The 15,005-nt window shown below is 46.6% G+C and carries 10 protein-coding genes and 1 tRNA gene; 2 read left to right on the top strand and 9 right to left on the bottom strand.

The features are described from left to right. Positions 1–40: 40 nt before the first annotated feature. The 6 genes from lon to SK066_RS05885 form a co-directional block, all read right to left on the bottom strand. Positions 41–2,377: an endopeptidase La gene (lon, locus tag SK066_RS05910; RefSeq protein WP_320544005.1), complete on the bottom strand. Its 2,337-nt coding sequence runs from the start codon at positions 2,375–2,377 to the stop codon at positions 41–43. Positions 2,378–3,276: 899 nt separating this feature from the next. Then, the gene (ispG, locus tag SK066_RS05905; protein WP_188777106.1) at positions 3,277–4,398 is read right to left on the bottom strand and encodes a flavodoxin-dependent (E)-4-hydroxy-3-methylbut-2-enyl-diphosphate synthase; all 1,122 of its coding nucleotides are present in this window, start codon (positions 4,396–4,398) and stop codon (positions 3,277–3,279) included. A 175-nt stretch (positions 4,399–4,573) separates the two neighbouring features. Next, the gene (gene clpX, locus SK066_RS05900) at positions 4,574–5,830 is read right to left on the bottom strand and encodes an ATP-dependent protease ATP-binding subunit ClpX (protein ID WP_188777104.1); all 1,257 of its coding nucleotides are present in this window, start codon (positions 5,828–5,830) and stop codon (positions 4,574–4,576) included. Positions 5,831–5,844: 14 nt separating this feature from the next. Further along, positions 5,845–6,435, bottom strand: coding sequence for an ATP-dependent Clp endopeptidase proteolytic subunit ClpP (gene clpP / locus SK066_RS05895; protein WP_188777103.1), 591 nt, complete (start codon positions 6,433–6,435; stop codon positions 5,845–5,847). 270 nt (positions 6,436–6,705) lie between these two features. Next, on the bottom strand, positions 6,706–8,019 hold the full coding sequence (tig, locus tag SK066_RS05890) for a trigger factor (protein ID WP_188777101.1): 1,314 nt from the start codon (positions 8,017–8,019) through the stop codon (positions 6,706–6,708). 280 nt (positions 8,020–8,299) lie between these two features. After that, complete coding sequence (locus SK066_RS05885) at positions 8,300–9,292, bottom strand: hypothetical protein (protein WP_320544004.1); 993 nt, start codon at positions 9,290–9,292, stop codon at positions 8,300–8,302. A gap of 505 nt (positions 9,293–9,797) precedes the next feature. On the opposite strand from SK066_RS05885, the gene SK066_RS05880 reads away from it, so the two are divergent. Continuing rightward, positions 9,798–9,871, top strand: a tRNA-Arg gene (locus SK066_RS05880). A gap of 282 nt (positions 9,872–10,153) precedes the next feature. On the opposite strand, the gene SK066_RS05875 is transcribed toward SK066_RS05880, so the two are convergent. Both SK066_RS05875 and SK066_RS05870 read right to left on the bottom strand, forming a co-directional pair. After that, positions 10,154–11,308 carry a DNA-3-methyladenine glycosylase family protein gene (locus SK066_RS05875; RefSeq protein ID WP_320544003.1) on the bottom strand — a complete coding sequence of 385 codons (1,155 nt, stop codon included), beginning with the start codon at positions 11,306–11,308 and terminating at the stop codon, positions 10,154–10,156. Positions 11,309–11,814: 506 nt separating this feature from the next. Then, complete coding sequence (locus SK066_RS05870) at positions 11,815–13,116, bottom strand: Gfo/Idh/MocA family protein (RefSeq protein ID WP_320544002.1); 1,302 nt, start codon at positions 13,114–13,116, stop codon at positions 11,815–11,817. 153 nt (positions 13,117–13,269) lie between these two features. Here SK066_RS05870 and SK066_RS05865 point away from each other — a divergent pair, with 153 nt between their 5' ends. Further along, complete coding sequence (locus SK066_RS05865; RefSeq protein WP_320544001.1) at positions 13,270–14,211, top strand: AraC family transcriptional regulator; 942 nt, start codon at positions 13,270–13,272, stop codon at positions 14,209–14,211. 284 nt (positions 14,212–14,495) lie between these two features. Here the strand turns inward: SK066_RS05865 and SK066_RS05860 are convergent, their stop codons facing one another. Beyond that, positions 14,496–14,939, bottom strand: coding sequence for a hypothetical protein (locus SK066_RS05860; protein ID WP_320544000.1), 444 nt, complete (start codon positions 14,937–14,939; stop codon positions 14,496–14,498). Positions 14,940–15,005: the final 66 nt, after the last annotated feature.

Below are 15,005 nucleotides of genomic sequence, written 5' to 3'. Positions count from 1 at the left end.
ATTCTACGTGGCGCGTTCCCAGCTAACAGCCGGGCTTCCACTAATGCAGTCCGCTTTTCTGAACCAGCGCGTGCTCCAGCACCTGATCCATATGAGCTACCGGCACAAGGGTCAGTTCATCCTTGATGCTTGCCGGAATATCCTTCAAATCACGTTCGTTATCCTGCGGTAGCAGAATCTTTTTGTAGCCTGCACGGTGCGCTGCAAGCGTCTTTTCCTTCAAGCCGCCAATCGGCAGCACGCGTCCACGCAACGTAATCTCACCTGTCATCGCTACTTCTTTGGATACGTGACGACCCGTTAAGGCAGAGATCAATGCTGTTGCAATCGTAATTCCTGCTGATGGCCCATCCTTAGGGATCGCGCCTTCAGGAATATGGATATGAATATCATTTTTCTCATGGAAATCAGTTGCAATACCTAGCTCTGCGGCTTTGGAACGTGTGTAGCTGAATGCCGCCTGTGCGGACTCCTTCATCACATCGCCCAGCTTACCCGTCAGCATTAGCTTGCCGCTCCCCGGTACGACGGTCACTTCAATAGTCAGCGTCTCACCGCCAACCTCTGTCCATGCCAGCCCGGTTACACTACCGATCTGATTTTCCTTTTCGATCAGACCATAACGGAATTTTGGCGTGCCGAGGAAATCCTTCACATCGTCTGGAGTGATCACGACTTTGTCCTTCTCTTCTCCAACGATTGCACGGGCAGCCTTACGGCAGAGCGCCGCAATCTGTTGCTCCAGATTACGCACACCAGATTCACGCGTATATTCACGGATTACCTTGAGCAGTGTATCTTCGCCTACTTCAAGCTGTTCCTCAGTCAAGCCATGCTCTTCTGTCTGCTTTGGCAGTAAATACTGCTTACCAATCTGTAGCTTCTCCAGCTCCGTGTAGCCCGGAATGTACAGCATTTCCATCCGATCGAGTAGCGGTCTTGGAATACTCTGTACGCTATTCGCTGTCGTTACAAACATCACATTAGACAGATCGAACGGCACTTCGACAAAATGATCGCTAAATGTATTGTTTTGCTCTGGATCAAGCACTTCAAGCAATGCCGCAGATGGATCGCCGCGGAAGTCAGACGCCATTTTATCGATCTCATCGAGCAGGAAGACCGGGTTCATACTGCCCGCATTCCGCATACCTTGAATGATACGCCCTGGCATCGCACCTACATACGTGCGACGGTGACCGCGAATTTCCGCTTCATCCCGTACGCCGCCCAGTGAGATACGAACAAATTCACGTCCCAGTGACTTAGCAATCGAGCGCGCCAGCGACGTTTTACCGACACCCGGAGGGCCAACGAGACAGAGAATCGGGCCTTTCAGCTTCTTAACCAGCTTTTGTACTGCCAGATATTCAAGCACGCGCTCCTTGGGCTTATCCAGACCATAATGATCCGCATTCAAAATATCCTCTGCATGCTTCAAATCCAGATCATCCGTTGTGCGCTGATCCCATGGCAGACTAAGCAGCCAATCCAGATAGTTGCGAATAATCCCGCCCTCCGCAGAATTGGCAGGCGTTTTTTCTAGACGATCGATTTCTTTCTCGATCTTCTCCAGCACCTTATCCGGTACGGTCAGCTCAGCTAACTGCGCACGCAGCTCCTCCGCTTCGCCAGCACGCCCTTCCTTCTCGCCAAGCTCCTTCTGGATCGCTTTCATCTGCTCACGCAGATAATACTCACGCTGCGTCTTTTCCATTTGCTTTTTCACGCGCTGGCTAATTTTGCGTTCCAGCTCCAGCACTTCGCGCTCACTATGCAAAATGTCCAGCAGACGTTCCAATCGAGTACGTACCTCAATCGCTTCTAAAATATGCTGCTTATCCTTGATCTTGATCACCAGATGACTTGTGATCACATCCGCAAGGCGTCCAGGCTCCTCGATATCAGACACAGCAGCCATCGTCTCTGGCGTTACCTTTTTCGACAGATTGATATAATGCTCAAACTCATTCAATACGGTGCGCATCAGGGCAAAGACCTCAGGGTCGTTCGTCTCTACCTCGGACAGCTCACGCGCCTGAACCTCGTAAAACTCATCATTCTCTGTATATTCCAGAATCTCAGCACGCTCCAAGCCTTCAACCAGCACTCGAATCGTACCGTTAGGCAGCTTGAGCATCTGTCTGACTTTAGCTATCGTACCGATTCTGAAAATCTCATCCTCACTCGGTTCCTCAATATTCACTTCAGACTGAGAGCAGAGCAGAATCAGATTATCATCCACCATCGCCTTTTCTAGAGCCTTTACGGATTTATCTCGCCCGACATCCAGATGAAGCACCATGCTTGGATAGACGAGCAGTCCTCTTAAAGGCAGCAAAGGAAAACGACGCGCCTTATTTTTATGTGGTCCCATCGCTTTCTTACCTCCTGTAATGTGCGTATCGTACTTGCTTGTATGTTTAGCGTATATGCAGCTAGATGCGATAGAGCTTCAAGCACTCGTTCAGGAATGAGGGAACAGTCTTTGTTCCTACTTACTCGCAGCATACGTATGTGCGCACGCAGACAGCAATATGCTCTTCAAATGATCTGAGTATAATGAAGGTTTCATCAGACCATTTCATGAGTTTGCGTATAAGCCCTAGTTTATCAAATATCCCATCGAAACACCAATCATTGAGGAAAAAGCAAACGCGGATCCGCTTCTCTTATTCGCCATCCAGTTACACTCGTACAGTATCGCTTGCGTTATGAACTCGATACGCTTGCTACTTTAAACTTGTCCATATAAAAAGGATACTGATGAACAAGTATTCATCAGTATCCTTTGATGACGCATTAAATAGAAATTTATACGATATTTTGCTTTGCAAAAATCATTTTTCATTGAACCTCGTGTTAGGAGATCACTAACACTAGATCGGTACGATATTTTGCTTTGCAAAAATCACTTTTCATTGAACCTCGTGTTAGGAGATCGCTAACACTAGATCGGTACGATATTTTGCTTTGCAAAAATCACTTTTCATTGTACCCCGTGTTAGGAGATCGCTAACACTAGATCGGTAAGATATTTTGCTTTGCAAAAATCACTTTTCATTGTACCCTGTGTTAGAAGATCGCTAACACTAGATCGGTAAGATATTTTGCTTCGCAAAAATCATTCTTCATTGAACCTCGTGTTAGGAGATCACTAACACTGGAGCAGTAAGATATTTTGCTAGGCAAAAATCACTTTTTATTTCACCCCGTGTTAGAAGATCGCTAACACTTGATACAACCAATTTAAGTAATCCAATTTTGATCTTTTAATTAGGATTGCACAGCGGGTTGATGACGTTCTTCGCGACCTGGAATTTTACCGGTTGCTTCAAATGCCTCAACGATCGCGTCGATTTCCTTTTTCAGCTCCTGTACCATGTCCGCCTCCGGTACTTTACGGATCATTTTACCGTAACGGAACAGCAAGCCTTCACCACGTGCACCGGCGATACCGATGTCCGCTTCTTTTGCTTCGCCTGGACCGTTAACCGCACAGCCGAGTACAGATACTTTGATCGGTACTTTCAGCTTGGAGATATACTCCTCGACTTCATTTGCAATCGAGAACAGATCGATATCCAAACGTCCGCAGGTTGGGCAGGAGACGAGTGTAGCTGCGTTAGAGATCAGACCGAAGGTTTTCAGCAACTCACGCGCTACCTTCACTTCTTCTACCGGATCGGCACTCAGCGAGATACGAACGGTTGAACCGATACCCATAGATAGCAGTGCACCGATACCCGCAGCGCTCTTGATTGTACCGGAATGCAGTGTACCTGCTTCGGTAATACCAAGATGCAGTGGGTACTTGATCACTTCGGCTGCTTTGCTGTAGGCAGCAATCGCCATTGGTACATCAGATGCTTTCAACGATACGATAATATCGTGGAAGTCCAGCTCTTCCAGAATACCGATATGATACAGCGCACTTTCAACCATTGCTTCTGGTGTTGGATAGCCGTATTTCTCCAGCAAATGGTTTTCGAGCGAACCTGCATTCACACCGATACGAATCGGAATATTTTTCTCTTTACATGCACGCACAACCGCTTCGACCTTTTCACGTTTACCAATATTACCCGGGTTAATCCGAACTTTATCGATACCGTTTTCGATCGCCATCAATGCCAGCTTGTAGTTGAAATGAATATCCGCTACGAGTGGAATATGAATGCGCTTCTTAATTTCCTTGATTGCAGCAGCAGCTTCTTCATTGTTGACCGTTACGCGGACAACCTGACAGCCTGCTTCTTCCAAACGCAAAATTTCGGCTACAGTTGCCTCGACATCTGCCGTTTTGGTCGTACACATACTCTGGATGATAACTTCATTGTTGCCACCAATCGTCAGGTCGCCAACTTTGACAGGTCTCGTGTTTTCTCTCAAAAACATGGTTTCTTCTCCCTTGCATGTGGGCTTAATTGCAAACCAGCCTTTATCCTGCAAAAGGAAAAAGGCCGGCGCAATGTTGTATACGTCTATACATACAGAAGAGCCGCACAAAGCGGCGGCATCATGAGTCCGTTCATACCGTTATGAACACTATATCCCACGATGCCGTATATGCTTAGGCGCTTTCTTCTTGTTTTTTATCTTTGCCGGTCTGGAGCTCAGGTACAACCTTGCTCTCCACAACCTGCTCTGTGATCACACAGCGAGTTACATCGTCACGGGATGGCACTTCGTACATCACGTCCAGCATAATGCCTTCAATGATCGCACGCAGACCACGCGCACCTGTGTTACGCTTGATTGCTTCGCGAGCGATCGCTTGCAGCGCACCTGGTTCGAATACGAGCTCTACATTGTCCATTTCCAGCATTTTGGAATACTGTTTGGTCAGCGCATTTTTCGGCTCGGACAGGATACGTACCAGCGTTTCTTCATCCAGTGGCTCCAGAGCGGAGATCACTGGCAGACGACCTACGAACTCCGGAATCAGACCGAATTTCAGCAAATCTTCTGGCAGTACCATGCTCAGGTACTCACCTGGTTTCAGGTCTTTTTGACCCTGGTTATCCGAGCTAAAGCCGATAACTTTTTTACCGATACGACGTTTGATGTACTGCTCCAGTCCGTCAAACGCACCGCCAACGATGAACAGAATATTAGTTGTATCGATCTGAATAAATTCTTGATGCGGGTGCTTACGTCCACCTTGTGGCGGAACAGAAGCAACTGTACCTTCCAGAATTTTCAGCAGGGCTTGCTGTACGCCTTCACCGGATACGTCACGTGTAATGGACGGATTCTCGGATTTGCGTGCAACTTTATCAATTTCATCAATATAAATAATGCCGCGTTCTGCTTTTTCCACATCATAGTCAGCAGCTTGAATGAGCTTGAGCAGGATGTTTTCCACGTCTTCACCGACATAGCCGGCTTCTGTCAGGGAAGTTGCATCTGCAATTGCAAACGGAACATTCAAAATGCGAGCCATTGTTTGTGCAAGCAGCGTTTTACCGGAACCTGTCGGTCCTACGAGCATAATGTTACTTTTTTGCAGCTCAACATCTTCGATCTTGCTCTGTGTGTTCACACGTTTGTAGTGGTTGTATACCGCTACGGACAAGGATTTTTTCGCTTGATCCTGACCGATAACGTACTGGTCAAGAATGGAGCGAATTTCCTGTGGCTTCGGAATATCCTTCAGATCGAGCTCTTCTTCGTGACCGAGCTCCTCCTCTACGATCTCTGTGCACAGTTCAATACACTCATCGCATATATATACACCAGGACCTGCTACCAGTTTGCGGACTTGATCCTGAGATTTGCCGCAAAAGGAACATTTCAACTGTCCTTTTTCATCGTTGAATTTAAACATGTTTACACCCCTTTTTAGCTTGTGAGCGGACGGGTAATCACCTGATCGATCAAGCCGTATGCTTTTGCATCCTCTGCATCAAGGAAGTAGTCGCGATCGGTATCACGTTCGATTTTGTCCAGCGACTGGCCTGTGCGCTCCACGTAAATCTGGTTCAGCTTCTGACGCGTCTTGATGATCCATTCTGCATGAATCTTCATGTCGGACGCCTGTCCACTGATGCCGCCAAGCGGCTGGTGAATCATAACTTCGCTGTTAGGCAACGCAAAACGCTTGCCTGGTGCACCTGCTGTGAGCAGGAGCGAGCCCATACTTGCAGCCATCCCCATGCAAATCGTGGAGACATCTGGCTTCACAAATTGCATTGTATCGTAAATACCCATCCCTGCCGTAACAGAACCACCCGGCGAGTTGATATACAAATGAATATCCTTCTCCGGATCTTCGGCAGCGAGAAATAGTAATTGTGCAATAACAAGATTGGCTACATGATCATCGATTGCCGTATTCAGGAAAATAATACGGTCCTTGAGTAATCTTGAGTAAATATCGTAAGATCGTTCACCTCTACTGGTTTGTTCAACAACCATAGGTACCAGACTCATACAACCAACCTCTTTCTTATCCAGGAATATGACGACAGATAGTACTTTAAAATACGATGCAGTTCCTATTTTAACATGTACACTGTCCCATGTCATTTTTTCAAAGGTAAAGATTTGGAAAATATTAATGAATAAATGAAGGAACGCGATGAAGATACGGATTATGCGCTACGTTTTATGTCCGTATATAGGTAAAAATAAGGCACGCAAGTAATACGTGCCTTATTCCAAATGGTAGCAAAAGACGCTACCGGATTATGAAGTTTGAAATTACTCAGCTTTTTCAGCCACTGCTTCAACTTCTTTGCTGTTATCAACCAGCAGATCGATTGTTTTACGCAGTTTGATTTCTTCGGACAGGCTTGCAAGGGAACCGTTCGCTGCCAGAATGCTGCGAACTTCCTCTGCACTGCGCTGGAATTGGGAAGCCATTTTCTCCAGCTCTGCACTTACTTCGTCTTCAGAAACTTCGATGTTTTCTTCTTTTGCGATTTGCTCCAGAACGAGGTTGTTACGTACACGTTTTGCAGCTTCTTCTTTCATTTGCTCTTTCAGGTCATCTGTTGTTTGACCGGAGAAGCTAGTGTACATTTCCAGGTTCATACCTTGTTGACGCAGACGGTTGTCGAAGTCACGAACCATGTTTTCGGTTTCGGAGTTCACCATTGCATCTGGAATTTCGATTTCTGCATTTTCAGCCGCTTTTTCTACAGCAGCAGCTTCTTTTGCAGCTTTTACTTCGTTTTCTTTACGGGAAGCGATTTGTTGTTTCAGGTCTGCTTTGAATTCGTCCAGTGTGTCGAATTCGCTAACATCCTTCGCAAACTCATCGTCCAGTGCTGGCAGATTTTTGCGTTTGATTTCGTGCAGTTTTACTTTGAATACTGCTTCTTTACCAGCCAGTTCAGTTGCATGGTATGTTTCTGGGAATGTTACCGTTACGTCTTTGAAGTCGCCAGTGGCCATGCCAACTACTTGATCTTCAAAACCTGGGATGAAGGAGTTAGAGCCCAGCTCCAGGGAGTAACGCTCTGCTTGTCCACCTTCAAATGCTTCGCCATCAACAAAGCCTTCGAAATCGATCGATACTGTGTCGCCGTTTTCAGCAGCACCCTCTTCGATTACGGACAGCTCAGCGTGACGCTGTTGCAGACGCTCCAGCTCGCTGTTGATGTCTTCTTCAGAAACTTCAACCGCGGATACAGGAACCTCTACGCCTTTGTATTCACCCAGTTTAACTTCTGGTTTTACAGTTACTTTTGCTTTGAATTTGAATGGTTGACCTTTTTCGAATTGCTCGATTTCGATCTCAGGACGATCAACCGGGAAGATGTCAGTCTCATCGATTGCTTCGGAGTATGCTTCCGGCAGCAGGATGTCGATTGCATCATTGTACAGGCTTTCGATACCGAAGCGTGCTTCGAAGATCGAACGAGGTACTTTACCTTTACGGAAGCCTGGTACGTTCAATGTTTTTGCTACTTTGTTGAATGCTTTATCAAGCGCTGCGCTTACACGCTCTGCAGCTACTTCTACTTCAAGAACGCCAAGGTTCTTTTCTGTTTTTTCCCATTTTGCTGTCATTTCGAGAATTCCCCTCCAAAAAATATTAACATGAATGATTTCGATGAAGTTGTATCGTTTTCACGTGCAGAATAACCACTATAGTATATACAACTATTCGCTTTTTATCAAGTTCGTTTCTTTATCTGCTACGTACAACGAAAATAGCTACCAGATCAAGCGAGAAATGAAGCAAACAAGCGACTGTCGTTCGTTGCTTTATTCCGCATTATGGTAACCCTCTTGCCTTAATAAAAGGTAAACACAGCTTCTTTGATCGCCGCAATGCTACTGGGCAGAATTAGCGTGGCATCTGTCCAGAAACGAACTGCTGCAACGCGCGATGCGCCTGCTCATAGCGAAAACGAATGCTGTCGGTCACACCGTACAATCCGCGTATCTCTTCTTCATCTGCTGTGCCCTCCAGCGTCATGGCAACAGTCTGGTGCAGCGCTGCTGCCCAGATATCGATCTCCGCATCATCACCGCGGGAGATCCAGAGATAATTTTGCGTACCATAGATGCTCATGATGAACTGCGACCACAGCTCCTGGGCAAAGTAGAATAGATTCGGCGCAGTCACCTCTGCCTTATCTGCCACACGCTCCAGAATCTGAATAAATGGAATCGGAAATTCAGTCGGATCAAGCGGTACCGTTTCTACTTCTACATCAATACGCTCCTGCTGGTGCATATAATGTACATTTCCACGATATCCACGTCGACGTAACGTCTGTAAAATTCGGAACTGAATCAGCGGATGAAGCTCTGTGTCCGTTTGGAGCCATTCGATGATCTGCTCATCGATCTCAGGCTGCTCCAAATACGCAAGTTGCTCTAATGCAAGCAATGTACGCTCCGATACGGGGCGCTCCATCGCTGTGCGTAGTAGCTTCTCCTCGTAGTCGCGATCCTCGGCTTGCTTCAAGCGCACCTTATCACGCATCATATGCTCCTGCGTGTGAGTCGGTTCGTCCAGCTCTACCTCGTCGCCTAGCTCAGCAGCCTCGCGGTCATTGTACGCTGCTTCTGGAAACGTCGTTCGCAGCCAGCCGAGCAATGATTGCCACTCTTCAAGCTGGCGCTCATCCTGCCCCTGGCATTGCAGTAAAAATTCAAGCAATTCGATCGCTTCATGATAGCGTTCGGTCTCTAGCATACGCGTTAGCTCAATCTGATAAAAGTCGAGCGTCTTGGGAAACAGAACAACATTGCGGTTCTGCCCTGTATGTGAATGGGTTGAATCAGCGATAACGGCACCTCCTAATTCATCACTTCTTGCGCGTGACTTCATGATTATAGCACAGCTGTTCGTTGCTGACAGCCATTGGGGAATGTTCGTGCGGTATGGTTTTATTTACCTTTTAATTAACACGCGCATTGGCGTTGAAACGTGAAGCTGGATGGATGCATAGAGATGATGGATGAAGATGGTCATTTTCAAATCAGAATCGATAGAATACACAGCCAAGTAATAGCTATTGAAGATTAAAAACCGTATCTTCGCATGCGTAGTTATGCGCAGTATGAGTATATAAGTTTATACATGTTGTAGCGTATACAAGCACTACAAAAATTTCAAAGCCATCATCTCGGTAAGATAACCTCTTTTAATCCGTCGCACTCTACCTGAATCGGTCGTGTCACTTACGTCATTTTGGCGTTATCTCTACTATGTTGTTTAGCATCATGGTAGATGTTTAAGAATGACAAAAGCTGATTTGGGCAAAAAGAGCTTGCTTTCTTTTTGCGTACATGCTAAAATATTTTTGTTGCGCTCGAAATGGTAATTTTAATTTGTCCCAGTAGCTCAGCAGGATAGAGCAACGGCCTTCTAAGCCGTCGGTCGGGGGTTCGAATCCCTCCTGGGACGTCACACAAAAAAGCATTTCCACCTGGTGGAGATGCTTTTTTTCTTTTTCTTGCCTCTTCTATTTTTATACTGCTTATCTTTTATTAATTCGTATCTTCGTAATTCTTCTTCGACTACCTTATTTACTTGAGCTTTACTTGAGCTTGTAGGTCATATGTTTTGATCTTACACGTATAGATAAATTTAGATACATATGGCTTGTCGGGCACAAGAAATGTCCTCGTTTGTAATTACTATTTTCTAATAACAGACTTGAGAAGTAGTGCCGATTGCGCGCTATCATCAGTACAGCACACGCCATAAATAGAAGGTTGCGTACGACTCCCAGTTGCTCCAGCCTGCGGCAAGCTTTAATAATTCTTCTCGAGTAGGCTTGGCTGTTGAGCCGGTCAGGTGGCGGATTACATTGTGCAGACCTACGTCATCGATGGGAAATGCTGTCGGGATGCGTAAGCAGCGCATGAGTACATAGTTAGCTGTCCATGGGCCGATGCCGCGAATACGGGTAAGCATCTTTTCGGCTTCTTTGTAGCCACCTGCGGCAAGCAGCTTTTCTTTGCTCAGCTCGCCACTGGCAACTAATCGGGCGGCGTCGAGGATGTATTCGCATTTTTTTACGGTCATATGCATCAATTCCAGATCCGACATCGTCAGGGCTGCAATGCGTTCGGCTGTTGGAAATATCCAATAGCGCTCTCCTTCATAATCGACGTACTCGCCAAATGCTTCGGTCAATCGGCATTTGAGCGTATGCGCATAACCTAGGTTAATCTGCTGACCCAATATGCCCCAGCATAAGGTTTCAAACAAATCCGGTATGCCCATATTGCGTAAGCCATAAAAGGACTCTACCGCATGTCCAAGCAAGGCATCACTGCTGGCTAGCTTGTAAAAGGGCAATAGATCAATCCCCAGATCAAACCAGTCACTCACATAAGCCGCTACTGCGACACGCTCTAGATCATTCTCTGGTGCACTATCGCCGAGAAATTCCACCTCGATCTTACTAGGCTCCTTCTGTGTAATACGCAATAGTGGACGGGAATGACCGACTGCTAGCGCCTTGTATATTTCCTGCTTGTGTACGACAAATAGGCATTCATTAGGTGAGCTTCGTAAAAAGTCCACATTCATCGCAAAGCTGAATTCGGCAGGTACAGGAAGTAGCAATCGATCCCCTTCATCCTGCCACTTGCCTTGCTGTTGAAATTGCTGGATTTCGCTTAAAGATAAGCCAGCATAATAGGGAGTTTCCGATTCTTGTACGCTTTCTAGATGCTCAGCTTTCGATGTCACTTTCCCATTCTCCGCTAGCTCTGAATTGGAAGAGACGTTTGCTGATGATGTGATGCTATGTGGATGGAGCGTAGACTGCTCCTGTTCGTTTGAGCCACTGGAAATAGGATCTGCTTGTGATCGCGAATGATGCTCGGTCATGGATGAGTGCCTCCTATGTGATCGGACTAGGGAACAATCGCTGTAGGTGTTGGATGACGAGCAGGTCAGGTCACGGAATAATGGCGTAGTACAGGGTGTTTTATAATCAGACTAGTGATCGCACTGTACATTATTATTCACCCTGTTTTTGCATTTTTTTATGCTATATTTCTATTCGTGCTCCATCCTGATCGTGCTTCATCGATGTCTGCCGATGCTAATTACAGTGTGTATTTATGCCGGTACGTATTTCAACATTTATATGCATCGCCCAGCGCATCGACATTAGATGATCGTTTCCAACCTATCCGATACAGCCATGCTCCTGTTCTTCCTATATACCCGATTGTCAGCTTCATTCAGCAGACATTCATCTTCACATCATTTTCAGAGTTCTATTCCTATAGTTCAGTCCTTTGCCACTGTGCAATTCCTTAATCATCCAATTCTTTAATGCCTCATTTAATGTATGGCTTTTAATATCTCACTTACATCCTCCTGTCCTGTCACTTACCTCTATTATAAAAATGCACCAGCTGATCCACCTTCACTGGCAATCCTGTGCGAATCGACTGATTGGCAGCAATCCCTGTTAAAATTGAACGTGCTCCATCCGTATGATCGGCTGCACGATGAAAGGGGTCTTCTTCTGGCTCTCCGAACAGATCATTCAGCAGCACCGGATCACCACCGCCATGACCGCCTTCACGTTCCTCCACCTGGACTTCATACGGTTTGCCGAACATCGGGTAGACGGTAATCCGTTTCCCCTCAAGCGCGCCTTCATCTGCCTTTTCGCCACCCGCATTCACATAAGACTTCTCCACAATCTCCATTTCAATCCGTCCAGCTGTGCCGTTAAAAGCAATCCGATATCCTTCCCACGGCATATATGCATTGAGCGAATAAGTGAGCATCGCTTTATTTTTGTAGCGCACTACGACACTCATCGTATCCTCAATGCTAATTCCGTCGCCAAATACACTTTGATCGCGCTGGTAACCATCCTCATGCTCGGCATCGAGATACATCGCCTTTAGATTCGGATTGCGATCCAGATGCAGGGCAAACGGATCATGCTGTGCATTCGCATTTCCAGTTGCACGATTGTAAAAGTCGGTCTGTCCACGCTGCTCAGCATTTTCTCGTCCATAAAAGAGCAGATCGCCAAACGCAAATACCGTATCCGGCTGCGAATCGATCCAAAAATTAACCAGATCAAAATGGTGGGTTGATTTGTGTACGAGCAGTCCACCGCTATTGCGTTTATCCCGATGCCAGCGACGGAAGTAGTCTGCACCATGCTCCGTATTGAGCAGCCATTCAAAATGTACGGACGTCACCTTACCAATCGCACCGTCACGAATCAGTTCCCGTGCCTTCGTATGATGGGGCGCATAGCGATAATTAAAGGTCACACGTACCTTCTGCCCCGTATGCTCCACAGCATCCAGAATCTGCTGACATTTCTCTTCATCCACGGTCATCGGCTTTTCGGTAATCACATCACAGCCAAGCTCCAGCGCGCGAATAATATAATGATGATGCGTACGATCCACACTGGTCACGATGACGGTATCTGGCTGCTTGTCGTTAATCATCTGCTCAAAGTCGGACGCCTTGTACAGATCAACAGCTGTACCGCCATACTTTTCCTCTATTAAGCGATTCGCATACCACGCGCGCGTTTCATTCAGATCGCAAAAGGCGACCAGCTCTGCCGTTGCTCCAAAATCTCGTACCATCGCTCCATAAAAAAATTCTGCACGTCCACCTGTACCGACTAACACATACCGTTTGCGTTCCATATGTCTGCTCCCTCCGCTTCGTCTCATTCTTTTTCAGCATAATAAAAAAAGCGGGATCATTCGCCGCTATTCTTGCTTTCTTTTATTAACCCCGCTTATTTTGTCATGATATACTGAATAAAAGATAACGCTTACAGAAAAGGAGCTGCTGCGATGTCATCCGATCGTTCTGTTATTGATTCTGTAACCTTCTTTAGTACGGACATACGTATAGCGGCTATGGAGACTAAGCATACGCCAAGTAATCTAACGGATCAACGGATGCCAGATAAACTGATCGCTGAGCATACATCGCGCAGCGATTATTTTGCAATGCCGAGCGATCATCTGCATCCTCACTATGAGCTGTATATATTGTTGTCTGGAGAACGCAGCTATTTTGTACGAGATCGGGTATATGAAATGCATGCCGGTGATATTGTGTTTATCGGCAAGCATGAGCTGCATCGTACCTTACCCGGCAAGCTACCCGAGCATGAACGAATTGTGCTTTATTTTGGTGATGGGTTTGCGGAGCGCCAATTCGGTCAGCATCGCGACTGGCTACTCGCTTTGTTCAGCCAGACTTATCCGGTATTACATACTAGCAGTAAGGATAGCAAGGATTCGATCATCTCCAGCATCATTCAACAGCTTGTTCGTGAGCTTACTCTACAACCTGAGGGCTATATGCTGATGGTAGAGCAGCTTGCCGTTACATTGCTGCTTCACTGCGCACGTTTGCCAGGTCGTACGGCGACTCCAGTCTCTACGTTGCAGCACGCCGCACAGGAGCAGATTACTGAAGCGGCTCGTTATATTAAGGAGCATTATCCTACCGATCTATCGCTGCCCAAGCTGGCAGCCCATGTGCATCTTAGTTCAGCGCATCTTAGCCGTACATTCAAGCGCACCACTGGGTTTCATTTGACCGAGTATGTGAACACGGTACGGGTGCAGGCTGCCCAGCAGCTATTACGAGATACCGATATGAAAATTATCGACGTGGCAGCAGCTACTGGCTTCGGTAACTTTTCTCATTTTGGCAAAATATTCAAGCAGCTTTGTCATGTGAGTCCGCGTGAATATCGGCAGTCTGCAAAAGAACGCAAATAAAGGCGCGCAGCTGTTCAATGAATAAGCTGTGTGATGATCAAGCTTTACTATGATTCATGAGTAGATAAAGCGGTCACGCGGCATATCATAACAAAAGCGACCGGGTGCCTAAGCCCAGCCGCTTTTCGTTCGTATCACTAATTTGGAATCACCGATGTTCTGTATGATTTTTCATGATGTTCTCTATGATCTTTCATGTCATTATGCTCCTAAAAGCTTCTACGATTGCATGCACTATACATCATGATCGCCAGTGACAGATCATTTTCCAGTCCACTCGCCGATTATTGCAGAGACTTCAACATCAAGGAAGCACTGCCATCTGGCTGACGTACCAGCACCCAGTTCATTGCCATCGCATCCGCAATGCGCTGGAATTGCACTTCGTCCAGCTGCAAGCCATCCATCCGACCTTCCTCCGGGACCGTATAATGCTGCCCTTCCCCTAAGCCCAGTGCAAAGCGCAGCCAGTTGCCTGCTCCTGGCACCGTAGTAAATGTCATACGGTATCCCGCTCGTATCGCATCGGCAAGCTGCTCTCCATGCTCAGCCGCATAGTCAATCCATTCATCTAGATTAATTCCCGCAGCCGTTGCTGAGCCTGCCAGTGGTTCGGTACTGCGTTCCTGTATCGCTTGTAGGAGCTGTTCATTTGTCATACCTTCACCGCGCAGGCGTTCAATTAGCATCGCGCTACGCTGTGAAATTTTAACGTTAGATGGTGTCATTTTGCTGCCTCCGTCTTCGTAAATAAATGAATAAAATCCTCTTCATGCTTATTTGATCCTGTTTAC

It is taken from the genome of Paenibacillus hunanensis, from assembly GCF_034055775.1.
Classification (GTDB): domain Bacteria; phylum Bacillota; class Bacilli; order Paenibacillales; family Paenibacillaceae; genus Saccharibacillus; species Saccharibacillus hunanensis.
This window is presented reverse-complemented; position numbering and strand designations above follow the sequence as displayed.